This is a genomic window from Pseudoduganella chitinolytica (assembly GCF_029028125.1).
Classification (GTDB): Bacteria; Pseudomonadota; Gammaproteobacteria; order Burkholderiales; family Burkholderiaceae_D; genus Rugamonas; species Rugamonas chitinolytica.
This window is the reverse complement of the sequence record NZ_CP119083.1, coordinates 4,064,240-4,087,577: the sequence shown is the minus strand read 5'-3', so window position 1 is coordinate 4,087,577 and position 23,338 is coordinate 4,064,240. Positions and strand designations below refer to the sequence as shown.

The window sequence follows — 23,338 nt, the reverse complement described above, 5'->3', positions numbered from 1 at the left end:
ATGTTTGGTACGCGGGCGGACGTGGTACGCCAATCGGTCGCTGGCGAGTGTGGCCTCGCCTGCCTGGCAATGGTCGCCAGCCATTTCGGCTTGAAGGTCGACCTGCATACGCTGCGCCGGCGCTTCCCGCTGTCGGCGCGGGGGCTGTCCCTGAAAGCGCTGATCGGTATCGCCGATCAATTGAAGTTCCACTGCCGGCCGCTGCGGGCGGATCTGTCGGCCCTCGACAAACTGCAGCTGCCGGCGATCCTGCACTGGGACCTGAGCCATTACGTGGTGCTGGAAAAATTGCAGTCGGGCGTGAAGGGCACCGTCTACACGGTGGCCGATCCGGCCCGCGGCAGGATGCGGCTCACGGAAGAAGAGGTGTCGCGCCACTTTACCGGGGTCGTTGTCGAGCTCACGCCGGCAGCGCAATTCGCCCGCGGCAATTTCGTCAGGCACCTGAAGATCCAGCAGCTGTGGACGCGCATTACCGGCGCCCCGGCGGCCCTGACGCGCATCCTGTCGCTGTCCCTGGTCATGCAGATCGCCACGCTGGCGCTGCCGTTCTGCATGCAGATCGCCATCGACAGCGCTTATCCGAACCAGGATACGGCCCTGTTGACGGTGCTGGCGCTGGGCTTCTCCGGTGTCGTGCTGCTCAACGTCGCGTCGACGTGGCTGCGCAGCCGGCTGGTGCTCTCGCTCAGCAACAGCGTCTCGCTGCAAAGCGCGGTCAACCTGTTCCGGCACACCATTTTCCTGCCCGTCGCCTGGTTCGAGCGGCGTCACCTGGGCGACGTGGTGTCGCGCTTCAGTTCCCTGCAGCCCATTTCCGACCTGCTCAGCCGCGGCCTGGTCAGCGCCGTGGTGGACGGCGTGCTGGCGCTGACGACGCTGTGCCTGATGATGGTCTATTCACCTCTGCTGACCTTCCTGGCCTTCGTCGTCGTGCTGGTCTACGTGATCGTCAAGCTGGTGTATTTCCACTCGATGAAGACGTTGAACCTCAACCTCTTGACGGCGCAGGCGCAGGAAACCAGCAGCTTCATCGAGAACATCCGCGGCATCGAAACGATCAAGGCCTTCTGCCAGGAGAAAAACCGCCAGCGCATCTGGCAGAACCGCAAATCCGAGTACACGTCGGCGTCCACCCGGTTCGGCCTGCTGTCGTCCGGTTTCGACGCTGCCAACTACCTGCTGACGGGCCTCGAGAGCATTGCCTTTACCTACATCGCCATCAGGATGGCGATCGACGGCTCGATCACGGTGGGGATGGTGTTCGCGTTCCAGGCCTTCAAGCAGAATTTCCTCGGCGCCGTGCTGCGCCTGACCGACCAGGTGATCAACTTCGTGCTGTTGCGGGTCCATCTGGACCGGCTGGGCGAGATCGTATTCGAGACCCCCGAAACGGAATCGGAGGCGACGGAGGAGGACAAGGCCCTGAAGCCGCTGCAGATCGAATTGCGCAACGTCTCGTTCTCGTATGGCGCCGGGTTGCCGGCCGTGTTCAGGAACGTCAACCTGACGATCCGCAGCGGCGAGGTGGTGGCGATCGTCGGGCCATCCGGCGCGGGCAAGACCACGCTGCTGAAAATCCTCAGCGGCCTGCTGCAACCCACGGGCGGCGAAATGCTGGTCAATGGCGTGCCGCTGGCGCAGTTCGGCGTGCGCCGCTACCGCAGCCTGATCGGCGTGATGAACCAGGAGGACACCCTGTTCAGCGGCTCGCTGGCCGAGAACATCAGCTTCTTCGATCCCGATTACGAGATGAGCCACGTGACCACGTGCGCGCAACTGGCGGCGATCCACACGGACATCCTCGCGATGAACCTGAAATACGATACCCCGGTGGGCGACATGGGCAGCAGCCTGTCCGGCGGCCAGAAGCAGCGCATCCTGCTGGCCAGGGCACTATACAAGCGGCCGAAGGCCCTGTTGCTGGACGAAGGCACGGCCCATCTCGACTTGCAGACCGAGGCGCGGGTCAACCAGGCCTTGCGCGGCCTGGGCATGACGCGCGTGATCGTCGCGCACCGGCCCGACACGATCGCGCTGGCCGAGCGCACCATCACCGTGGCCAACGGCGTCGTGGGCGTGCATGCGCCCATCGGCCCGGAACTGTTCCGCGGCATGGTCGTCGAACCCGCGCCCGTCACGCCAGGCTGAACGCCAGGCTCATGCCCACAGGCGCAAGGGCAGCAGGCCCCAGACGGCCAGCAGCACGGTCAACTGCAGCGCAGCCGCCATCGCCAGGGCATCCGCACCCAGCCGCCGGCGCCGCATGCTCAGGCCAAGGCCGATGCACAATGCCACCGGCAGCAGCGCCGTGACGATGGCCAGCAGGACGCTGGCAGCCGTCACGTCGCCCAGCTGCATCGACGGCTGCCGGTACAACAGCGGCAGCGGCAGCAGCAGGGCGGCGATGCCAGCAAAGGGTGCCAGCAACGGGTCATGGCGCGACAGGCGCCGCGCCGCCAGCCGTACGCCGCCTCCTACCAGCAGGAAGGCCAGTCCCAACACACCCGCCGCCACACTGGCCCACAGCGCCAGCAGGCGGGCGAGCGGCACCTGCTCATACGTCTGCGTACCGTTCGTCAGGATCCGGTCGCCGGCCGCCGAAGCGAAGAGCGCGTGCGAGGGCAGCAGCTTGTCCGGCGCCTGGAGCAAACCGCTCCCTACAGGCGCGAGCGCGACTGTCTTGCCCTGGAATGGGCGCAACTGAAGGCCCCCGTCGTCGCCTGTCAGCCGCACGAAGCTGAACAGCGTATCGGCCAGCAGCATGGTGCCGAAGCGATTGGGCGACGGCACGTAGACGCCAAGCCAGGGCCCGGCGTCCAGGGCGGGTGACGCGGGCCTTGCCGGCGGCGGTGGAGGCAGGGCCAGTGCCCGGGTGAAGAACGCATCGATGCGCTGGTAGTTGGCCGTTTCGCTGTCCGTGTTGATCGCATAAAAGAACGCCTGTTGCGTCTCGGGGAACAGGCACAGCAGCGCCCGGAAGCCGACGCCGTTACCGCCATGGCACCTGGCCACCGCGCCGTGGCGGTCGAGCTTGCGGAGGCCGAGGGCGTAGCCCACCGCCAGCCCGGCCCGAGCGGCTTCGGTCCCGGCCGGCTCGCCCATTTGCCGCAGCAGTGCGGGATCGATGAAGTCGCGTCCGTCGACCTTGCCGTCGCCCATGAGGAAGCGAGCGAGGCGGCCCATGTCGGCGGCCGTGGTCGTGAACTGTCCGGCGGGCCGGACGAACGACGCCATGGCCGCTTGGGGCACGCCTTCCTCGAAGTGCCCCATGGCGAGCCGTTTGTCGTCGTGCTGCGAGACGAAGGCGAATGTGCTGTCGCGCAGGTTCAACGGCAGCAGCAAGCCGGTGTCCAGGTAGCGCTCGTAGCGTTGCCCCGTCACTGCCTCGATGACCATCCCCAGCAGCGTGTAGCCCAGGTTGGAATAGGACGTGCGGGAACCGGGCCGGCAGCGCACGCGCAGCAGTCCCTGGCCAGGCGGAAAGGCCTCGGCCAGCGGCGTATCGGCGCGCGCCCGTTCGCTGAAGACATGCCAGAAGCGCACGTCGTCCAGCCCGGACGTATGGTCGAGCAGATGGCGGAGGCGCACGGGATCGGCCGCCTCCCATGGATTGTCGAACCGGATGCCCGGCAGGATGGCGGAAACCGGCGTGTCCAGCGCCAGGCGCCGTTCGCTGGCCAGGCGCAGGATTCCGACCGCCACCAGTGTCTTGGCGATGGAGCCTACGTGCACCCGCTGGCCAGGATGCATCGGCGCACCCGTGCGCGCATGGCTGACGCCGGCCGCACCCGTGGCGTCGAGCGTCGTCCAGACCACGCCGTCGAGGCCTTCTTCGCGCAGCAGCTCGGCAATCGGTTGCGACAGGGATGGCGCCGCATGCGCCGGCAGGGCGCCAAGCAGCAGGGCGCACAGGATGAACAGGTTTTTCAAGGAGAACACGCGCAAGTGGATCGGGCATCCAGCATACGGGGGCGGCGGTGAAATCCAGGTGAAATTGCCGGGATATCGCCAGGTTTCGATGGCCGATCTGGCAGGTCCGCCGCCGTTCGTCGCCCCCGCTGTCGATTCGTCGCCCCAGCCCCGCCAGGCCCGCAGCCGTCCACTGCACTGGGCAAGGGCGTGGTGCTGGTCGGGAGCAACAAATGCAGGAGGCGACGCCGGGGGCGTACAGGCCATCCATGACCTGGCTCACCGCCCAACCCTGAAATGGCGCGCACGGCTACCGAAAGCGACAGCAAGGCTCAAACGCACGGTAGCAAGAAGGGCGCGGCGTCACGCCAAATCGCAGCGCCGCTTGACGCACATCAAGCGGGTGACACGGGATCGACTTTAGGATGATCTGACGCAAACGGTCCTCTTCGCTTTTCCTGTAGTGCCCACCGCTTCGTCACCCCATCGGAGAACTCATGTATCCACATCCCCGTCTTTCCGCGGCACTGGTCGCGGCTGGCCTGCTGCTGTGCGGTGGCCCCGCACTGGCCGATGGCAGGGCCTCGGCAACGATCTCGAACCTGCAGTTCGGCGTGCTGGACCTGACGCCCGATGACGGCATTGCCGCCGGCTACAGCATTGCGTCCGTGGCAGGGCCGAAGCTGGGTACCAACATTACCAGCCTAGGGGAATTTGGCTGCGGGAGGATCTCTCTCCGGCACCCTACGAGCCCGGCACGGCCCGGGTGGACGATGGCGCAACGTTTGCTCAAGCCAGCACCGAGGGTGGGCTGGGCGACATCTCTACAATAGCCTACGCGACGCCGAGCGTCGTCCGGTTCGGTGAGGCGCACGTCGGCAGCCGGGTCAACCAGATGATCGAGCTGACGGTGCAGCCGCACACCGTACTGATCATGAGCGGGCATCTTCATGTGCTGTCGGCGTATGCCCTGGACGGAGCACGCTACCTGTCGATCGCCAGCGCGTCGGTCTCGTTTCTGAGCGACGGTGCCTCGGCCAGTGAATCGCATTCCACTGTCACGAACTGGAACACGGATACCACCGACGAGTGGGACAAGGATCTTATGTTGGCCTATGCAAACGGCAGTGACGACAACGTGGCGGTGAGGTTTTACCTCGCCACCTGGACCAGCATGTCAGTAACGCCGCCCATCCCGGAACCGGAGACGTGGACGATGCTGGGTGCAGGGATGCTGCTGCTGGGGGCAGCGGGGCGGTATCGCCGACGGTGACCTCACCTTCTGGCGAGACTGCCCGGGACAACAAAAAACCCGCAATGCCTGAAAACATGCGGGTTCTGAGCTTGTGTGACGCTGTGTGACGCTGTGTGACGCTGTGTGACGCTGCGTGATACAGGGGGCAATACACGGGGCGATACAGGTGGGTGGTGCCGGGAACCGGAATCGAACCGGTACGCCTTGCGGCGCGGGATTTTGAGTCCCGTGCGTCTACCTATTCCGCCATCCCGGCGACGCGCCGTGCATTATCACTGATTTGATCAGCTGCGGCAACCCTGCGTCAGGTGTTGTCCTTCTGGCAACCGGCAGGCGAACGGGATCGCGTATCATCTCGGCTGGCACGTAATGCCGGGGCAGCCGGCCAGCACGCATGAAAAACAACAAAATCCGCGAAATCATCCTGGGCAAGGCGCTCGACCCGATGGCCAGCGAGACGCGCCACTCGATGGCCCTGGTGGCCTTCCTGGCGTGGGTGGGCCTGGGCGCCGACGGCCTGTCGTCGTCCGCCTATGGGCCGGAAGAGACGTTCAAGGCGCTGGGCGCGCACACGCACCTGGGCCTGTACATGGCCATCGCGACCGCCGTCACCGTGTTCATCATCGCGCTGGCCTATAACCAGGTTATCGAACTGTTCCCGACCGGGGGCGGCGGCTATCGCGTCGCGACCAAGCTGGTGGGACCGTATCTCGGGCTGATATCGGGCTGCGCGCTGATCCTCGACTATGTGCTGACGATCGCGATCTCCATCGCTTCGGGCGTCGATGCGCTGGCGTCATTCCTGCCGTTGTGGTTCCAGCCTTATAAATTGTGGGCGGAAGCGTTCTTCATTGCGGTGCTGATTGTGATGAACCTGCGCGGGCTGAAGGAGGCGATCCAGATCCTGCTGCCGATCTTCGTCGGCTTCGTGCTGACGCACCTCGTGCTGATCGTGTACGGCATCGCGGCGCACGCGTCCTACCTGCCGGACCTCGTGCCCGGCACGCTGGACGAAACGGTCAGCCTGGCCGGCTCCATCGGCTGGAGCGGCGTGGCGGCGATGCTGCTGCTGGCGTATTCGCAGGGCGGCGGTACCTATACGGGCCTGGAGGCCGTGTCGAACAACGTCAACCTGCTGGCCGAACCACGGGTGCGCACCGGTAAGGTAACGATGATCTACATGGCGCTGTCGCTCGCCGTGACGGCGGCCGGCATCATCCTGCTGTACCTGCTGTGGGACGCCTCGCCGATCCACGGCGAAACGCTGAACGCGACGACGTTCCGCAGCATCATCGAAAACGCCAACCCGGGCGGCGGCGTGGCCAACCAGGTCATGCTGGCCGTCGTGCTGGCGTTCGAGGCGGGCCTCTTGTTCGTGGCTGCCAACACGGGCTTCCTGGGCGGACCTTCCGTGCTGTCGAACATGGCCGCCGACTCGTGGGTGCCGCACAAGTTCCGCTACCTGTCCACGCGGCTCGTCACGCAAAACGGCATCCTTGTCATGGGCGTAGCCGCGCTGGCGATCCTGTTCTGGACCGGCGGCAGTGTCACCTTGCTGGTCGTGCTGTACTCGATCTCCGTGTTCCTGACGTTCGCCATTTCCCTGTTCGGCCTGTGCCTGTACTGGGCGCGCAACCGCAAGAAAGGCACCCACTGGCTGCGCCGGCTGCTGCTCTCCACCCTGGGCTTCATCATCTGCGCCGGCATCCTGGTCGTGCTGCTGGTGGAGCGCTTCGCGCAGGGCGGCTGGGTGACGGCACTGATCATCGGGGCCATTGCCACGCTGTGCATCTTCATCCGCAATCACTACCGCGAGACGAAGCAGGCGATCCGTTCCGTCGACGACGTGTTCGCCACGCAGCCGTTCGGACCGAACCGCGAGCCCGTCGAGCCGGATCCGGAAGCGCAGACGGCTGTGTTCATCGTCGGCACGTCGCGCGGCGGCGGCCTGCACGCGCTGCTGTGGGTACAGCGCATGTTCCCGAACCACTTCAAGAACTTCCTGTTCGTGAACGCCCGCACGGTCGACTACCACGCGTACGGCGGCGAGGGCGCGATGGAAAAGATGCGCGAGGAGGCGGCCGAGACGCTGGAATACTTCGTCGACTTCTGCCACAGCCACGGCATGGCGGCGTCGTCCTACCTGGGCTTCGGCACGGATGCCGTCGACGAGGTGACCCGGCTGTGCGAGGAGATCAGCCGCGAGTTCCCGCACGCGATCTACTTCACCAGCAAGCTCATTTTCACCAGCGACAACTGGCTGGTGCGCATGCTGCACAACCAGGCTTCGCTGGCGGTGCAGCGGCGCTTGCACCTTGAAGGGTTACAGATGGTGATCTTGCCGATGAAGGTGTAATACGGCATCAGGCGACGCGCCATGAAAGTACCTGGCCGTGAATATACAAGCGGGAGCAATAGTAAAAGCGGGCGGTAAGTAGCTCCGCCAGCGAAAACCTGATTGCCGGCGGTAGCAAGGAAGGCTGGGCTACTCGTTTTAATCCGTGTATATAACCGCGTACACGTCGAATTTTCCTTCTACTTCCTTGACGCGGCCGACGACATGCGGCACGTTGTGCGCGTCGTTCTTGACGTAGGCCAGCTGGCCTTTGAAGCTGCCCTGGACGCGTTTGCGTGGGCCAATCGCTTTCAGATTGACGTCTTCAACCTTGGTGATGGTGACAAGCAAGGGGGCCAGTCCAAGCTTGCGTGCCTTGAGCGCTTCCTTGAGATCCCCAACCTGCATCGGAATGTCCGCATGGTTCATGATCACAGCAGTCAGTTGGTTTTCGGATGGCGTGGGCGGGTCGTCACATGCATGGTCCTGGTCGCAGTTATAGGATTCGTACACGCCCGGTATGAGTGCCTGACCCGGCCGTGCCCCAACGGCTACGGCGAGCATGAAATTGGATTTCCGGTCGCCCGCGCTGAAACTGAACACACGATTTGCCGTCACACTGGCGCGGACAAAGTGCGCCTCAGTCGGGCGGCCCACATCCATCGGGAGGGACTTGCCGTCAACACTCAACTCGAAGAATTGGCCTGCTTCGGTGTTGGCAGCGCTCGCCTTGACGGGCGCGGTAATGTCTTTGGCAACTGCGATGCGGCCGCCGCCAACGCCCAGTGTCGCTGCCATCAGCAGGGCACTGATCAATTTTAATGTATTCATGGAAAGCATTTGAGTAACAAAATTAGCAATCATACAAGTATATGAGATGCCTTAGCAATCCACCGAACTCAAGCTTCTAACCTGCTGATCGGTTGGGCACCTGACCCCGCGCCCAGCCGTTGCCCGTTTATCCGACCCCGCCTGCAGCCTGTCCCCGAAATCCTGCGCTTCATCGCTTTCCGCGTTACCGCCGTCGATCCATTTGCTACCTTGTCACTGTTGCCGCACATTACAGAGAGGCGGCAACGACCTGGCAACCATTCGGAGAGACCCCATGAACCACGTACTGACCCGTGCCGTCGCGGCACTGTGCATGACTGTCGCCGGCCTTGCTGCCGCCGCCCCGCAAACCGCCGATACCACCGTGCCCGTGCCTGCCGCGCGCGCCACCTACCAGCTTGCCGCACACGAGTTCGACGATTACGCCTACAGCTATCGCCTGTCCAATGGCCAGATCGCGGAATTTTCCGCACAGAACAACCGGCACTACGTGGTCGTGCGCAACCGTGGCATCACGCAGACGATGAGCGCGCTGCAGGCCAAACGCGGCACGCCCGTCCAGCTGCTGGCGGTAGGGCCCGGCAAGTTCGTCACCCGCGACGGCGTCGAGCTGAGCTTCGGCAACGAAGGCCAGATGGTCACCATCGCCAACTTCGAGCGCCTGCCGGCGGCGAAAGTGGCAGCGAGCGATCTCGGCAAGCCCACGCTGGCATTTCGCTGATGCGCGTCTGCTCCGCCCAGTAAAAAGGCCCGCATGATGCGTAATGCCGTTCAGTTAAGGTCTTTTTTCAGGACGCGGACAGTGTAGCGATGAGGTAAGGCCTTCACGGCCCGGTCGATTTTTCGACCGGGCCGTTCTTCATTCAGTAGCATGAGCAGACGCTGGCGAAGGCGCTGCATCAAGGCGGGCAGCTTGCCATGTGAGCGGGTTACTGCTGCCCAATGCAGTTCGTATTGGATGACATGGAATGCACGGATAAAACTGACCTCAGTCGGCTCACACTTCACCGCCAGTGCGGCCTTGGCGATCTCCAGCCGGATCAGGTTATAGGCAGTCAAGGTTCCCCAGATTTCCTGGTAGACGCCTTCGACGGTACGGCTGCGCAGCGTCAACGCCCTGCCCATCATCGTTTGCTTGAGTTCGCGATAGCTCGTTTCGATCTGCCAGCGCCGGGTATAACAAGTCGCAACGTCTTTGGCCGTGTAGCGCTTGGTGTCGCATAGTGAGGTCAGCAATACGTGTTTGCGTGCGCTCTGGTCGATGATCGTAATGGCGCGTGCGCGCCAAGTCTCAGGCAAGTCCGGGCACTTCTTGCGTGCCTGGGGCGATACGCGCATTTCGATCATCGCATCGTCGGCAGTACCGCCAACGACTTCCCATTTCGTATTGGACTTGGCTGGAATGATGAAGTGCCTGTTCGTTCCTCCGACGGTCAGGCCGCACAGAATCTCGGCTGACAGAAAACCTTTGTCGAAGACGGTAAGCGAATCATCCGGAATCGATGCGAGCAGCTCCTTGGCGTACAGCATCTCGTTGATGCCGTAAGGGCCAAACTTGGCATCGCGTATCAGGTGGGTCGGCACGGCAGTCAAGGTCACACCACGCACTTGCGGATAGCTGGCGATCCGGCCACTGGCATACGACTGCTCGCCGAAATGGTCGCGCTGTTCCGGCGTATCCGCCGTCTTCAATGTCGTGCCGTCCATCGCATACAGACTTAGTCCCTTGAACAGGTACTGCTTGCGATCCTGCTCCGACCATGCCTTTGCTGAGATCTCGAATAATGCCCGCAGTGGTTCGGCGCCAACACGCTGCCGTGCCTGCGCTACCGCGCTTTTGCTTACGAAAGGCGCCTGCACGTCCGGCAACGCAAGGTCCAGGTCGTCAACCACTTCACTGATAGACTGATGACGGTACAGCGCCAAGGCGACGACGAGCCACACTACCTGCTCGGCCGGCAGCCGGCGCCGTCGAATGCTCGCTTTGCCAGTGTGTACAACCGCTTGCTCGATCCACTCGGAAGGCAAGTGCCGTCCCAGGCGGGCCCAGTCCGGGTCTTCCTGGGCTTGTACGAGGAAATGGAGCGCGTCATCAAGCATGGTGACGCAGGTTAACAGCCTCAGCTACTGTTTACAACACCAAAAAGAAAAATGCCGCTCAGTCTTAACTGAACGGCATTACCGCATGATGCGGGCCTTGTCTTTGCAGCGGGAGGCGCTTACGCCACCAGGCGCAGCGGTGCCGGATCGAGGCGTTCTTCCAGCAGCGTGAAGATCGCGTCTTTCGACAGCACGTAGCGTTCCATCAGCACGTCCTTGAGCGATTCCATCACGTCGCGGTAATCGCCGATCGACTTCAGGGTCTGGCTGTACAGCTCGTCGGCCTTGGCTTCCACCTGGACCAGCGTGTGCTCGCCCGACGTTTCGTTCTTGAACTGGCTGTAGTCCAGCTTCGAGCGGGAATACATCGACAGGCGGTTGACCATCATGTCCAGCATGGACGTGGCCTTCTGGATGTCGTTCTGGCTGCCGACGGAAATGCCGCGGGCACCGTAGAACAGTTCTTCCGCCGCCACGCCGCCGTACAGCTGCATGACGTCGCGTTCCATCTCTTCCAGCGTACGCAGCGACATGTCGTCACCGGCGGACAGCACATAGCCCAGCGCGTTCAACTTCGACACGGATTCCGTGCTGATCTTCAGCAGGTGCGACTTTTCCTTCACTTCCGCCAGGGACAGGCCCTCGCGCAGGAACGGGTCGATCTGCATGAAGAAGTGGCCCAGCTCGTGCAAGGCGATGCGCTCGCGCTGGCGGGTCTTCTCGGCCGTCGTGGCGCGGTCGGTCAGGCCGATCGTGGCGCGCTCGAAGGCGCGGAACATCAGGTCCGTGTTGATGACCGTCTTGTCCTGGATCGACAGCATCGACGCGCGTTCCACCACCGTTTCCAGCAGCGCCGGGCTGAGGTTGTTGGTGATCTCGGCAACCTGGTTCAGGTCCATGTCGTTCCAGTCGACCAGGCCTTCTTCCTTGCGGCTCAGGAACGAGCGCAGCAGTTCCTGGCGCTCCGTCTTGTTGGGCAGGCGGAAGTTGATCTTGACGGAGAAGCGGCGCAGCATGGCTTCGTCCATCGACGAGTTGTTGTCGTCGAAGTTCGACGCGACCACCCAGATGACGCCCTTGCCTTCGTCGCTCTTGACGCCGTCCAGGAGGCCCAGCAGCGTATTGGCCGTGTCGTCTTCCCATTTCTTTTCACCCCGGCCGCGCGGCATGAACAGCGCCTGCGCTTCGTCCAGGAAGATGATGCAGTTGCCGCGGGCGCAGGCCTTGCGGTACAGCGCGTTCAGCGACTTGGAGCCGCCGCCGATGTAGCCCGATTCCAGCGCCGAGCCGGAAGCCGAGATCAGCGGATAGCCCAGGCGCTTGGCCAGGTAGCCGGCCAGCTTGGTCTTGCCGGTACCGGCAGGGCCCGTCAGCATGACGTTGAACGGCTTGTCGATATTGTGCTGCTTGTACACGCTGCGGTTGCGGATCATGTCTTCCAGGTGCAGCACTTCCTGCTTGATGTCTTCCATGCCGATCAGGTCGTCCATCGAGCCTTTCAGCTTGTCCGGCGTGATGACGGAGGCGGACATGCCCATGCCCGGGATGCCGAACTTCAGCACGAACAGCAGCAGGGTGACGAGGAAGATGTCGAAGGCGTGGCGGCGGGCGAAGCCGGTGACGGTGGCCATCGTGCCGCCGTCGTCCTGCAGCACGGCCTTGTGCGATGCCAGGTACTCTTCCTTGGCGATGGCGTAGGGCAGGCCATTACGCAGCAGCACCTCGCGCTCCAGCGACAGGTGGGACGTGCTCGGCACCTTCACCACGTGCAGCTGGGCGGAATCCTTGTACTTGTAGATGTAGCGCGGCGCGTCCGACAGCGGACGGGCGATCAGCAGGTAGTCCAGCTTCTCGCGCTGGCCCACCAGGGCCGTGATCTCGGAAATGTTCTGCGAACGCACGACGGGGCTGCCGTCCTGCGTCGTCTCATTGCTGAGGACTGCAAAGGCCACGGCAGCCACCGCCAGCACGACGAGGGTGACGCGCACCCAGGTGTTCTTGAGAGCGAGCTGAAGTTTGTAGAGATTGAACATGGGCAGACTCAATAAGGGACAAACATGGAAACGAATGTCGATACAACGAGATGGACCGGGCGCGGGGCGGGGCGCTCAGCTCAGACCTCGGGATCCGGCGCGCGGTTAGCGGGGCACTGCCGGGAAGTCGTGTCGCTGTGCATGGACGCTGCTTGGGGGGCAGCTTTTGTTCCGATAAGGGCTTGTCCCTTAATGCCGAGCGGCAACGTAGCGTATATGTGGACTATACCGGCGTCCGCAAGCTTTGTCTTTAGTTTCCTCAAGAAAAAACAATGCCGTGCAACACCTTTTTACACGCGCAATTACCACTTGTCTATTCGGTTTTACAAGTTTTACTTTTGCGCTTCCAGCTCTTCGTAACGGCGGTCGATACGGCTGAGCGTACCGTCGCGGCGCAGCGTTTCAAAGGTGGCGTTGAGGCGGTCGACGAGGGCATCGGGCGTGGTGGCATTGCAGGCCAGGTACAGCTGTACCTTGTTGAAGACAAGGACGGGAACGAGCTTGCCGCCCATGGTGAGGCGGTCCAGCATATTGCTGTCGGTGCGGGTGGCCACGGCCCACAGGTCGATGCGGTTCAACAGCAGCTTCTGCTGGTTGGCCATGTCGTTCTGCAGCGAGTCCACGTTGAAGCCGCGGCTGCGCAGGTACTCGCCGCGGGCGTCGCCGTTGTAGGCGCCGATGCGCAGGTTGCGCGCGTCGTCCAGCGTTTTCAACTGGTAAGGGTGGCCGGCACGGCCCAGCAGCAGCCATTCGGTGCTGTTGATGGGGCCGACCCATTTGAAGAATTTCTCCCGCTCGGGCGTGCGCGAGGTGGAGTAGACGCAGGTCAGCGGGTCGCGCTGGGCCATCACGTAGGCCCGTTTCCACGGCAGGATATCGATGCGATAAGGCACGCCGGCGCGCTGCATCAGCGCGACGATCTTGTCGGTCTGATAGCCCGTGGGCCTGCCGTTGACGAGCATGCTCGACGGCGGCGTGTTTTCACCCGTGATGACGAGGGCCGGCCAGCTCGCGGCCGGTGCGACCTGCACGGGACCGGGCCGTACCTCGGCGGTCGGGCCGACGGTGCCGCCAGCCAGGACGGGGCCCGCTACTGCCAGTACTGCCAGGGCCACTGCCGATTTCCACATAATGATTCACCAAAGCAAGAACGACTTCAGCATAGCCGATCGGCTGGCAACCAGCAAGGCAGCACGACTGGTAAGTCCTGCGGCCGTTGCGGGCGCGCCGCGTCCGCTGGCCGCCGGACCGTCAGGGCGCGCGGCGCAGCAGGCGGAAGCGTTCGCTGCGATCGCTGGCGCGGCGGCCTTCCCACAGCACGATCCAGTTGCCTGCGGGCGACAGCCCGGCGTTGGGTCCGCGCACGTCGTACTGCCACAGCAGCAGTTGGCAATCGGTCTTGCCCACACTGCTGAACGGCAGCTTGCCGAAGTAGGCGAACGACGCGCGCTGGGCCGGTCCCGCATTGGTGGCGATGCAATCGGTATCGGCGGGCAGCGCGGCCGCCACCTGGCGCGCGACCGTCGCATAGCTCTTGCTGTAGTTCATGTGCGGCAGGAACAAGGTCATCAGGAGGATCCAGATCAGGATCACGCCGCCGGACGACAGCACGACGGCGCGCCACAGCACGGACGGCCGGCGCGACACGCGCCATTGCACCAGCAGGAACCAGCCCAGCGTGGCGCCGGCGGCGACGATCGTTGCCAGCCAGTTCACTTCCGGCACATAGCCGGGGAGCAGTTTCAGCACATTGTGGGCGGGACGCGGCGGCCAGCCCGTCAGCTGGGCATACCAGAAGATCCACAGCACGGCCGCACCGAGGGTCAGCACCGTGACGGAGAACCAGTCGATGGCGTTGATGGCGCCGCGCTGCACCGTCAGCAGCCCGAACGCGGCCATGATGGCCAGCGGCGGCATCAGCATCAGCAGCTGGGCATGCTCGGGGGCTGGGTGCAGCAGCAGCAGCAGCGTGGCGATCGTCACGAACGTCGTGGGGACGACAATGTGCAGCAGGTTGCTCTGGCGCCGCCAGGCATACGCGGCCCACAGCGCGAACGGCCAGGCGGGCCAGAAGAACCACACGCCGTCGCGCAGGAAAGCCTGCACGGCACGCAGGTTCGGCAGGCCGATCTGCGAGATGTTCCATGCCAGCCAGGCCGACAGCGGCGCCTGGCCGTACGGCCGCGTCAGCAGGGCCGGCAATATCCACGGCAACGTGACGGCGGCCGCGACGGCCAGCGACAGCAACAGGTGCGGCAGCGTGCGCGCGGCCGGCATCGCCAGGAAACGGGTGCAGATGAACAGGGCCACCAGCAGGGCGGCCGGCGGCACCCAGCCGCGTGTCAACGTCATCAGGCCCAGCGCCATGCCGATCAGCGCGGCATTGCGCAGGCAGGGCTTCTCCATATAGCGCACGGAGCGGTACAACGTCAGCGCCAGCAGGGCCGTCAGCAACGGTTCGGCCGTCGTCTCATGGCTGTGCTGCAACAGGCCCAGGCAGCCGAGATAGATCAGCAGGGCCGCATCGGCCAGCGTGCGGCCGAAATCGTCCGGCTCGGGCTGGCCGCCGAAGGCCAGCTTGAGAGGCTGCGCCTCGGGACGGCGGCCCAGGTGGAACGTGGTAAACCACAGCGACAGCGCACCCAGCAGGAAGATGCCGACGGTGCCCACCCGAGCGGCCAGCACGTCGCCCAGCAGTGGACCCAGCAGCTTGATGCACAGCGCGCCCAGCCAGAACATGAGCGGGCCCTCCTCGGGCACGGACAGACCGGCGATGTTGGGCCACAGCCAGTCCTGCCAGGTCCCTTGCGCCATTGTCCACATGATGCCGAAGCTGGCGGCATCGTCGTTCTTCCATGGCTGGCGGCCGATCACGCCCGGCAGGATGTACAGCAGGGCCAGGGCGAACAGCGCCCAGCGGGGCAGGGCGAGGGTGGCGGAGGCAGGGAGGCGGACAGGCTTCATGGATCAGGTGACTTACCGATGGAAACTGGAGTATCGGGGATAACAATAAAAAAAGGCAGCCGCAGCTGCCTTTTTTTCGCGACCAGGAGAATTAACCTGCAGCGACGGCGGTCTTCGAACCGACCTTGCCGAACTTCTGGCGGAATTTTTCCACGCGGCCGGCGGTGTCGACGATCTTGTGCTGGCCCGTGAAGAACGGGTGCGATTCCGACGAAACCTCGATCTTCACCAGTGGGTATTCTTTACCTTCGTGGGTGATCTTTTCGCGGGTCTGGATCGTGGAACGGGTGACGAACTTGAAGTCGCACGACAGGTCGTGGAAGACAACTTCGCGGTAATCTGGATGGGTATCGGCTTTCATGTGCTTCTCTCAAGAGTTTGGTAGCCAAACAGCACTTCGTCGGTCGTACAGCTTCTTGACCCGATTGCCGCTCACTTGCCATGGTTAAAAACAGCGGGGGATTATACCGCAAAAAGTGGTTTGCGGCACGTGTCTGGGAACCAAAAAGGGCAGGCATGGGGTCTGTCCCCTTGCGGGACTGACCCTGAAGTTTGGCACCGATGTCGGCGACATGCTCACAAACTTCGGGGTCAGTCCCTATGCAGGGACAGACCCCAGGCTTTAGCCACCCCGGCGGTGGAGCAGGGGTTTCGTGGGGCCCGGCCCCGCGCCTGCGGAACGGATCGGCCTTGCAAGGCCGATCTCCTTGGCGCACGTGGCTTTAGCCACCTCTGCGCATCATGTCGAAGAACTCCGTGTTGGTCTTCGTGGCGCGCATCTTGTCGAGGATGAACTCCATCGCTTCGATCTCGTCCATCGAGTACAGGAGTTTGCGCAGGATCCAGATCTTCTGCAGCTGGTCCGGCTTGATCAGCAGTTCCTCGCGGCGGGTGCCCGACTTGTTCAGGTTGATAGCCGGGTAGACGCGCTTCTCGGCCAGGCGGCGCTCCAGGTGCACTTCCATGTTGCCGGTGCCCTTGAATTCCTCGTAGATGACGTCGTCCATGCGCGAGCCCGTTTCGATCAGGGCGGTCGCGATGATCGTCAGCGAGCCGCCTTCCTCGATATTGCGGGCGGCGCCGAAGAAACGCTTCGGACGCTGCAGCGCGTTGGCGTCCACGCCGCCCGTCAGCACCTTGCCGGAAGCCGGGATGACGGTGTTGTAGGCGCGCGCCAGGCGGGTGATCGAGTCCAGCAGGATCACGACGTCCTTCTTCATCTCGACCAGGCGCTTGGCCTTTTCCATCACCATTTCGGCGACCTGCACGTGGCGCGTGGCCGGCTCGTCGAACGTCGACGCGACCACTTCGCCGCGCACCGAGCGCTGCATCTCCGTCACCTCTTCCGGACGTTCGTCGATCAGCAGCACGATCAGCGTGACGTCGGGGTGGTTGGCGGTGATGGCGTGGGCAATGTGCTGCAGCATCACGGATTTACCGGACTTGGGCGACGCCACCAGCAGGCCGCGCTGGCCCTTGCCGATCGGCGCGATCAGGTCGACGATACGGCCCGTGATGTTTTCCGCGCCGTTCATCTCGCGCTCCAGGCGCAGCGGCTCGTTCGGGTGCAGCGGCGTCAGGTTCTCAAACAGGATGCGGTGCTTCGAGGCTTCCGGCGATTCGCCGTTGACCTTGTCTACCTTGACCAGCGCGAAGTAACGCTCGCCGTCCTTCGGCGTACGCACTTCGCCTTCGATCGAATCGCCTGTGTGCAGGTTGAAGCGACGGATCTGGGAAGGGGAAATATAGATGTCGTCCGTGGACGCCATGTAGCTGGCGTCAGGGGAGCGCAGGAAGCCGAAGCCGTCGGGCAGCACTTCGAGGGCGCCGTCGCCGAAGATCTGCTCGCCCGCTTTGGCGCGCTTCTTCAGGATGGCGAACATCAGTTCCTGCTTGCGCAGGCGCGCAGCGTTGTCGATATCCAGGCCGATAGCCATTTCCAGCAATGCCGAAACGTGCAGGGCCTTTAATTCAGATAGATGCATAGGTGTTTGAGTGTCCCGTGACGGGAAAGTAAGGTAGGGGAGGGAACTGCGTGGACTAAATTATCAAAAGGGACGGGCTGGAGCCTCGATCCCTGCCAGGCAGGCAGCGCTGCGGGCGCAGCACTGCCTATATTACTCAAATATTGCTGTCGATGAAAGAGGTCAGTTGGCCTTTTGCCATCGCGCCCACTTTCTGGGCAGCCGGAACGCCGTTCTTGAACAGGATCAGGGTCGGGATGCCGCGGATGCCGAACTTGCCCGGCACGGTCTGGTTGGCATCCACGTCGAGCTTGGCGATCGTCAGTTTGCCGTCGTATTCCTTGGCGACCTCTTCCAGGATCGGTGCAATGCTCTTGCACGGACCGCACCATTCGGCCCAGAAGTCGACCAGTACCGGACGGTCGGACTTCAGCACGTCCGCCTCGAACGATGCGTCGGTAATGTGTTTGATGTTTTCGCTCATGTTTTTTGCCTCGTCAGGAGGAAGGATTAAAGTTGCCTGGCAATGCGACGGGAAGCTCCGTGCCCACGTCATCGCCGGGGATAAGACGGCAGATGGAGACGGCACACGCTAATTCAATGCACGTTGCAAGTGGGAATCAGGCGGGAATGGATCAAATAATAACCTATTTTACGCCACCGTGTGCCGGTGGCCTGGCGCGTGCCTCGCGCTGCTGCCAGGCACGCGCCAGCATGTCCGCGAGGTCCGTGCGCGGCACCGGTTTGCTGCATGCGCCGAGGATCGACAGCCCCTGCGCCATCGCCAGCGTCTCGGCGGCGCGCAGGATGCCGCTGTCCATGCCGGACAGCAGCACGACGCTGCCGTCGAAGTGCGCCTCGGCCGCCGCACGCAGGAATTCGATGCCGTCCATGTCGGGCATCGACAGGTCGCAGATCAAGAGGTCCGGGCCGAATTCGGGCAGCGCCGCCAAGGCCCGGCGTGCATCGCTTTCGGCGCGCACGTTCTCGTAGCCCATGCCCTGCAGCATGTCGGTCATCAGCTCCAGCATGAACGGATCGTCGTCGAGCAGCAGGATCCTCAGTGCGGTAGTCATGTCAGTTGTCGTCGGCAAAAGTAGTGTGGTTCATGATGTGTTCCGTAACGCGCGCCAGCAGCGGCCACAGCCTGGCGACCAGCTCGCGCGCCGTCTGCGCCGCAGCCGGATCGCCCGCCGGCAGCTGCTCGAGCTGCTGGCACAGGTCGCCCAGCCCCAGCGCGCCGACCGTGCGGGCCGATGCTTTCAGGCGGTGCCCCAGGTCGCGCACGGCCTGCAGGTCGCCCGCCGCCAGCGCCCGTTCCATTTCCGAGAAGCCCGTCTCGCTCGTGTGCAGGAACTTGAACGCGAACTTGCGGATCTTGTCCGGATGGTAGCCCAGCACCTGCGCCAGCACGGACAGGTCGATCACCTCCGGGTCGCCGGCCAGGGTGCCGCGGCCGGCACGGCGGAGCGGCGCCGGCCGTTCCACCGTCGGGCCCGCCGCCCGCGCCGGCAGCCAGCGCGCCACGCTCTGCACCATCGTGGCCGGCTGGATGGGCTTGGAGATGAAATCGTCCATCCCGGCCGCCAGGCAGCGCTCGCGGTCCTCGTTGGTCGCGGTGGCCGTCATCGCCAGCACGTGCAGCCCGGCCAGGCGCGGATCGGCGCGGATGCGGCGCGTCGCCTCCAGGCCGTCCATCAGCGGCATCTGCACGTCCATCAGCACGCAGTCGAAGCCCGTCTGGCGCAGCAGTTCCAGCGCCTCCGCGCCGTTGTTTGCCACGCACACGGCAGCACCGGCTTCCTCCAGCATCTCCTGCGCGATCTGCTGGTTGAACGTATTATCTTCCACCAGCAGGATCCGTGCGTCCTTCAGTGCGGCCATCGGGGTGCCGGGCAGCGCGGGTGCATCGGCATCCTGGCGTGCCACGGCGCCCGGCGCGGCGCCGATGCCCAGGCGCGCCGTGAACCAGAACGTGCTGCCGGCACCGGGCCGGCTGCTGACGCCGACCTCGCCGCCCATCAGTTGCGCCAGTTGCTTGCAGATCGCCAGCCCCAGGCCGGTCCCGCCGTAGGCCCGCGTCGTCGAGGCGTCGGCCTGTTGGAACGACTGGAACAACTTGTCCATTTCCGAGTCGGACAAGCCGATGCCCTCGTCGCTGACCTCGAAGCGCACCAGGCAGTGCTGCGCGTCCGCCAGCACGTTCCTCACGCTGACGCGGATGCTGCCATGCTCGCTGAACTTGATGGCGTTGGTGGTGTAGTTGATCAGCACCTGGTTCAGCCGCAGCGGGTCGCCCACCAGCACGGGCGGCAGGGCCGCATCCAGGTCGAACTCCAGCGCCAGCTCCTTGCCGGCCGCCTTGGGCGCCACCACTGTCGTCAGCGTGCGGATCACGTGCTCCATCGAGAACGGCACCTGCTCGATATCGAGCTTGCCCGCCTCGATCTTCGAGATGTCGAGGATATCGTCGATGATGCGCAGCAGGTGCTCGCCGGCGAAGCGGATCTTTTCCAGGTAGTCGCGCTGGCGCGGGTCCAGGTCCGTCTTCAGGGCCAGGTAGGCCATGCCGATGACGCCGTTCATCGGCGTGCGGATCTCGTGGCTCATGTTGGCCAGGAACTGGCCCTTGGCCATGCTGGCCTCCTCGGCCACCTGCTTGGCTTCCTCCAGCTGTTCGGTGCGCTGCGCCACCCGTTCCTCCAGGTGTTCGTTCAATTCGCGCAGCGCATGCTCGGCGCGCTTGCTGTCGGTGATGTCGATCGCCATGCAGATCAGGTAAGAGGGTTTGCCCTGCTCGTCGAACACGGGCTTCTTGAAGGTGCGCAGGTGGCGCTGCTCGTGCAGCCGGGGGTTCCAGACGGTTTCCTCGAAGTCGATCAGGTCGCCGTGCGCGAAGGCCTCGGCATCGCGCCGGTGGAACCCCGCCAGCTCCTCGGGGCTGTGCAGGTGGGCGAAGCTGCCGCTGTGCAGGTCCGCCACCGTATAGCCGAACTGCCGCTCGCTGGCGGGATTCATCTGGATCATGCGGCCGTTGGCATCCTTCAGGAACAGGCCGATCGGCATCATCTTGATGATCTCCTGCAGCCGCTGTTCACCATGCCGCACGGCATCTTCGCTGCGCTTGCGGTCCGTGATGTCGGTCAGGCTGGCCACCGCCATCGTTGTCGCGCCCAGTTCGTCGCGCATCGGCTCGGCGTTGACGGACAGCCAGCCCGTGCCGCCGTCTTCCCGCGCCACGCCCATCACGACGTCGCGCACCGAGCGGCCCGAGCGCAGCGCCTGCTGGACGGGATGTTCGTCGTCGGCAAAGGCGCGGCCGTCTTCGTGCATGCCGGGCCACAGCCGCGCGCCACTGGCCGCCGCCGGGCCCAGCATGCGCGTGGCCGCCGCGTTACATTCGAGCAAGACGCCTTCGCTGTTGAGCACCACGAGGCCATTGGTGACGGCGTTGAACACGGACGCCATGCGCTGGCTGGAATTGCGCAGCGCGACCTCGGCCAGGCGGCGGTCCGTGATGTCCGTGATCATGGCCAGCGTGCCCGCGTAGACGCCGTTGTCGGCATTGAGCTGCGTCGTCGACAGCAGGCCCCACATCGACGAGTGGTCCTTGCGGTAGAAGCGTACGTCGCCCTGTTCGGCCATGCCGGGCCGGCGCCGGCTGTTCTGCTGGCGCAGCAGCGCGCAACTGTCCTCGTCCATGAACTCCTGCATCGTGCGGCCCAGCATCTCCTCCGGCTCGTAGCCCAGCATGCGCGCCATCGTCGGGTTGACGAACGACGTACGGTCATGCTCGTCCGTCATCCAGATGCCTTCGGCCGCCGTCTGCACGATCAGGCGGTAGCGTTCGGAGCTGGCGTGCAGCGCCTGCTCGGTGCGCTGGCGCTGCGTCATGTCGCGCACCGAGACTACCGACAGGCCCTGGCCGTCCACCTTGATCGGGGCCAGGTGCACCATCGCCGGGAAGTGGCTGCCGTCGGCCCGGCGCGCCGTCAGCACGCGGCCGGGCAGGTTCGGGCGGGAGAACAGTTCGCGCGGCTGGCCCGGCGAGCTGCGCATGACTTCGGGCACGAGCTGCTCCAGCGATTGCCCCACCAGCGCCTCCGGGTCGTAGCCGAAACAGCCGGCGGCCGCGCCGTTGGCCTGGCGGATGCGGCCGGCGCGGTCGGCCACCAGCATCGCGCCGGGCATGGCCTCCAGCATGGCGGCCACCCGCTCGTGCTCCTCCTCCGCGCGCGTGCCGGCATCGCCCATCGTGCCGCTGATGCGCAGCGGCTGGCCGGCCTGGTCGCGCTCGAGCACCATGCCGCGCACCAGTACCCATTTATGGTGACCGCCGCGGCAGCGCATGCGGAATTCCCAGGCGAAGTGGACGGAGGCCGCCTGCGGCGCCTCCAGTTGCGCCATCTCGTGCAGCAGGCGCGGGCGGTCGTCCGGATGTACCTGCTCCAGCCAGTCGTCGCGCGTGACCGGCGCCAGCTCACCGGGCGCGTAGCCGAGGATCTCGCAATAGCGCGGCGACAGGCGCAGCTGGGGCTTCTGCGGTTGCCAGTCCCACAGCCCTTCGCCGGCGCCGGCCAGCGCGAAGCCGGCGATGCGCTCGGCGTCGCCGGCCCGCGTTTCGGCCCCGCGCAACTGCGCTGCCATGCGGCGCTGGCGCCACAGCACGAAGCCGCCCAACAACGCCGTCAGTGCACCGGCGCCCAGCCAGGGCCACTGCGAGCGCGGTTGCGGCTCCTGGTAGAGGAAGCCCTGCAGGGGGAAATGGGCCGGCATCATGCCCAATGCCGCGTAGGCGTCGGCGATGGCCTGCCAGCGTACGGGATTGCTGTAGCCCAGCTCGATCAAGGGTTGCTCCAGCAGCGGCGCCGTCGCGCGCGCCTCGTGCATCAGGTGCTCGCGGGTCAGGCGGTCGGGATAGCGGGCCCGGATCAGGTCGACGATCTCCTCCGGATGGGCCATCGCATAGCGCCAGCCCTTCAGCGTGGCTTCCCGCATCGCCCGGGCGCGCTCGGGGTGTGCGCGCAGTTCGCTCTCTGTCGTGTACAGGTTGTCGCCATAGAAATCGATGCCGGCCGCGCGTGGCGTCAGCACGTCATAGGCCCCGGCGATGCGATCGAGGCGGTACGCGATCGCCGTCACGTAAGCCGACATCGCATCGACCTTGCCTTCCAGGAGATCTTCCACGCGGTAGCTGTGCGGTACCAGGGTAAGGTCCTGCAGCCGCACGCCCTGGCGCAGCAGGTAGGCCTGCAGTTCCTCGTTGCCTGGCGCCAGCATCACGCGGCGGCGCGCCAGCGGCAGGCGCTTGCCGTCCGGCCCGCGCCGCACGATCAGCGCGGAGGCCGAGTGCTGGAAGATCGATGCCAGCACGACGACGGGGGCGCCGGCGGCCCGCCGCAGCAGCAGGCTGCTGTTGCCGGTGCCGTACTGCGCGCGCCCGTCCAGCACTGCCTGCACGGTGTCCTCGCCGGGGCGCGCTTCCACCAGCTGCACGTCCAGGCCCGCATCGCGGTAATAGCCCTGGTCCTGGGCCGCGTAATAGCCCGCGAACTGGAACTGGTGGCGCCATTTCATCTGCACGGTAACGGGATCGTTGGCCGCGCCGGCGGCGGCCACGAAGGCGAAGGCCGCGATGGCGAACGCAGCCCGCGCCGCGCGCGCGAAGCGGCGGTCGGACGACGGGTGCGACGGCGTGCGGCGTTGAGGCAAGAGCATCCCTTGCTGGACCTTCCATTCAGATCGGCAGTTATGCAGGACTGCTGACGTGCGGTCAACTATAGCATCGATGCGGTTGCGTACCCCTTTTGCGGCGTCAGGCTTCTTTGCCGCTACTGACAAATCGGGGACAGCCTCCGATAGCTACAAATCGGAGACAGCCTCCGATATGCGTTACGGCATCGGACAGGCATCACGCAATTGGAGGCTGTCCCCGATTTCCACG

The 23,338-nt window shown here is 64.6% G+C and carries 15 protein-coding genes and 1 tRNA gene; 4 read left to right on the top strand and 12 right to left on the bottom strand.

Annotation, left to right across the window (positions count from 1 at the left end; genetic code table 11):
* Positions 1 to 2,151: a peptidase domain-containing ABC transporter gene (locus tag PX653_RS18080; protein WP_277414136.1), complete on the top strand. Its 2,151-nt coding sequence runs from the start codon at positions 1 to 3 to the stop codon at positions 2,149 to 2,151.
* A 9-nt stretch (positions 2,152 to 2,160) separates the two neighbouring features.
* On the opposite strand, the gene PX653_RS18075 is transcribed toward PX653_RS18080, so the two are convergent.
* Positions 2,161 to 3,933, bottom strand: a complete 1,773-nt coding sequence (locus PX653_RS18075; RefSeq protein ID WP_277414135.1) for a serine hydrolase domain-containing protein — start codon at positions 3,931 to 3,933, stop codon at positions 2,161 to 2,163.
* Between the two features lie 745 nt (positions 3,934 to 4,678).
* Between PX653_RS18075 and PX653_RS18070 the strand changes: the two genes are divergently transcribed.
* Positions 4,679 to 5,185, top strand: a complete 507-nt coding sequence (locus PX653_RS18070; RefSeq protein ID WP_277414134.1) for a PEP-CTERM sorting domain-containing protein — start codon at positions 4,679 to 4,681, stop codon at positions 5,183 to 5,185.
* Positions 5,186 to 5,338: 153 nt separating this feature from the next.
* Here PX653_RS18070 and PX653_RS18065 read toward each other — a convergent pair.
* Positions 5,339 to 5,423, bottom strand: a tRNA-Leu gene (locus PX653_RS18065).
* A gap of 138 nt (positions 5,424 to 5,561) precedes the next feature.
* Here PX653_RS18065 and PX653_RS18060 point away from each other — a divergent pair.
* The gene (locus tag PX653_RS18060; RefSeq protein WP_277414133.1) at positions 5,562 to 7,523 is read left to right on the top strand and encodes an APC family permease; all 1,962 of its coding nucleotides are present in this window, start codon (positions 5,562 to 5,564) and stop codon (positions 7,521 to 7,523) included.
* Between the two features lie 138 nt (positions 7,524 to 7,661).
* On the opposite strand, the gene PX653_RS18055 is transcribed toward PX653_RS18060, so the two are convergent.
* Entirely contained in the window at positions 7,662 to 8,342 is a 681-nt protein-coding gene (locus tag PX653_RS18055) for a hypothetical protein (protein WP_277414132.1), read from the bottom strand.
* A gap of 265 nt (positions 8,343 to 8,607) precedes the next feature.
* Here PX653_RS18055 and PX653_RS18050 point away from each other — a divergent pair, with 265 nt between their 5' ends.
* Positions 8,608 to 9,054, top strand: a complete 447-nt coding sequence (locus tag PX653_RS18050) for a hypothetical protein (protein ID WP_277414131.1) — start codon at positions 8,608 to 8,610, stop codon at positions 9,052 to 9,054.
* A gap of 50 nt (positions 9,055 to 9,104) precedes the next feature.
* On the opposite strand, the gene PX653_RS18045 is transcribed toward PX653_RS18050, so the two are convergent.
* The 9 genes from PX653_RS18045 to PX653_RS18005 form a co-directional block, all read right to left on the bottom strand.
* The gene (locus PX653_RS18045; protein ID WP_277414130.1) at positions 9,105 to 10,433 is read right to left on the bottom strand and encodes an IS4 family transposase; all 1,329 of its coding nucleotides are present in this window, start codon (positions 10,431 to 10,433) and stop codon (positions 9,105 to 9,107) included.
* A 119-nt stretch (positions 10,434 to 10,552) separates the two neighbouring features.
* Positions 10,553 to 12,466 (bottom strand): AAA family ATPase, encoded by a 1,914-nt coding sequence (locus PX653_RS18040; RefSeq protein WP_277414129.1) that lies wholly within the window; start codon positions 12,464 to 12,466, stop codon positions 10,553 to 10,555.
* Between the two features lie 332 nt (positions 12,467 to 12,798).
* The gene (locus PX653_RS18035) at positions 12,799 to 13,581 is read right to left on the bottom strand and encodes a substrate-binding periplasmic protein (RefSeq protein WP_277414128.1); all 783 of its coding nucleotides are present in this window, start codon (positions 13,579 to 13,581) and stop codon (positions 12,799 to 12,801) included.
* 136 nt (positions 13,582 to 13,717) lie between these two features.
* Positions 13,718 to 15,430: an ArnT family glycosyltransferase gene (locus PX653_RS18030; protein ID WP_277414127.1), complete on the bottom strand. Its 1,713-nt coding sequence runs from the start codon at positions 15,428 to 15,430 to the stop codon at positions 13,718 to 13,720.
* A 91-nt stretch (positions 15,431 to 15,521) separates the two neighbouring features.
* Positions 15,522 to 15,791, bottom strand: a complete 270-nt coding sequence (locus tag PX653_RS18025; RefSeq protein WP_277414126.1) for a type B 50S ribosomal protein L31 — start codon at positions 15,789 to 15,791, stop codon at positions 15,522 to 15,524.
* A 361-nt stretch (positions 15,792 to 16,152) separates the two neighbouring features.
* Positions 16,153 to 17,415: a transcription termination factor Rho gene (gene rho / locus PX653_RS18020; RefSeq protein ID WP_277414125.1), complete on the bottom strand. Its 1,263-nt coding sequence runs from the start codon at positions 17,413 to 17,415 to the stop codon at positions 16,153 to 16,155.
* A gap of 136 nt (positions 17,416 to 17,551) precedes the next feature.
* Positions 17,552 to 17,878, bottom strand: coding sequence for a thioredoxin TrxA (gene trxA, locus PX653_RS18015; protein ID WP_107140476.1), 327 nt, complete (start codon positions 17,876 to 17,878; stop codon positions 17,552 to 17,554).
* 163 nt (positions 17,879 to 18,041) lie between these two features.
* Positions 18,042 to 18,470 (bottom strand): response regulator, encoded by a 429-nt coding sequence (locus PX653_RS18010; RefSeq protein WP_277414124.1) that lies wholly within the window; start codon positions 18,468 to 18,470, stop codon positions 18,042 to 18,044.
* Between the two features lies 1 nt (position 18,471).
* Positions 18,472 to 23,112, bottom strand: a complete 4,641-nt coding sequence (locus tag PX653_RS18005) for a PAS domain S-box protein (RefSeq protein WP_277414123.1) — start codon at positions 23,110 to 23,112, stop codon at positions 18,472 to 18,474.
* Positions 23,113 to 23,338 lie beyond the last annotated feature (226 nt).

Excerpts from the sequence above, each read along its gene's own strand:
- PX653_RS18050 (WP_277414131.1), top strand. The coding sequence starts at position 8,608 with ATGAACCACGTACTGACCCGTGCCGTCGCGGCACTGTGCATGACTGTC.
- PX653_RS18045 (WP_277414130.1), bottom strand. The coding sequence starts at position 10,433 with ATGCTTGATGACGCGCTCCATTTCCTCGTACAAGCCCAGGAAGACCCG.
- PX653_RS18005 (WP_277414123.1), bottom strand. The coding sequence starts at position 23,112 with ATGCTCTTGCCTCAACGCCGCACGCCGTCGCACCCGTCGTCCGACCGC.
- PX653_RS18010 (WP_277414124.1), bottom strand. The coding sequence starts at position 18,470 with ATGACTACCGCACTGAGGATCCTGCTGCTCGACGACGATCCGTTCATG.
- PX653_RS18030 (WP_277414127.1), bottom strand. The coding sequence starts at position 15,430 with ATGAAGCCTGTCCGCCTCCCTGCCTCCGCCACCCTCGCCCTGCCCCGC.
- PX653_RS18055 (WP_277414132.1), bottom strand. The coding sequence starts at position 8,342 with ATGCTTTCCATGAATACATTAAAATTGATCAGTGCCCTGCTGATGGCA.
- PX653_RS18025 (WP_277414126.1), bottom strand. The coding sequence starts at position 15,791 with ATGAAAGCCGATACCCATCCAGATTACCGCGAAGTTGTCTTCCACGAC.
- PX653_RS18080 (WP_277414136.1), top strand. The coding sequence starts at position 1 with ATGTTTGGTACGCGGGCGGACGTGGTACGCCAATCGGTCGCTGGCGAG.
- trxA (WP_107140476.1), bottom strand. The coding sequence starts at position 17,878 with ATGAGCGAAAACATCAAACACATTACCGACGCATCGTTCGAGGCGGAC.
- PX653_RS18060 (WP_277414133.1), top strand. The coding sequence starts at position 5,562 with ATGAAAAACAACAAAATCCGCGAAATCATCCTGGGCAAGGCGCTCGAC.
- PX653_RS18040 (WP_277414129.1), bottom strand. The coding sequence starts at position 12,466 with ATGTTCAATCTCTACAAACTTCAGCTCGCTCTCAAGAACACCTGGGTG.
- rho (WP_277414125.1), bottom strand. The coding sequence starts at position 17,415 with ATGCATCTATCTGAATTAAAGGCCCTGCACGTTTCGGCATTGCTGGAA.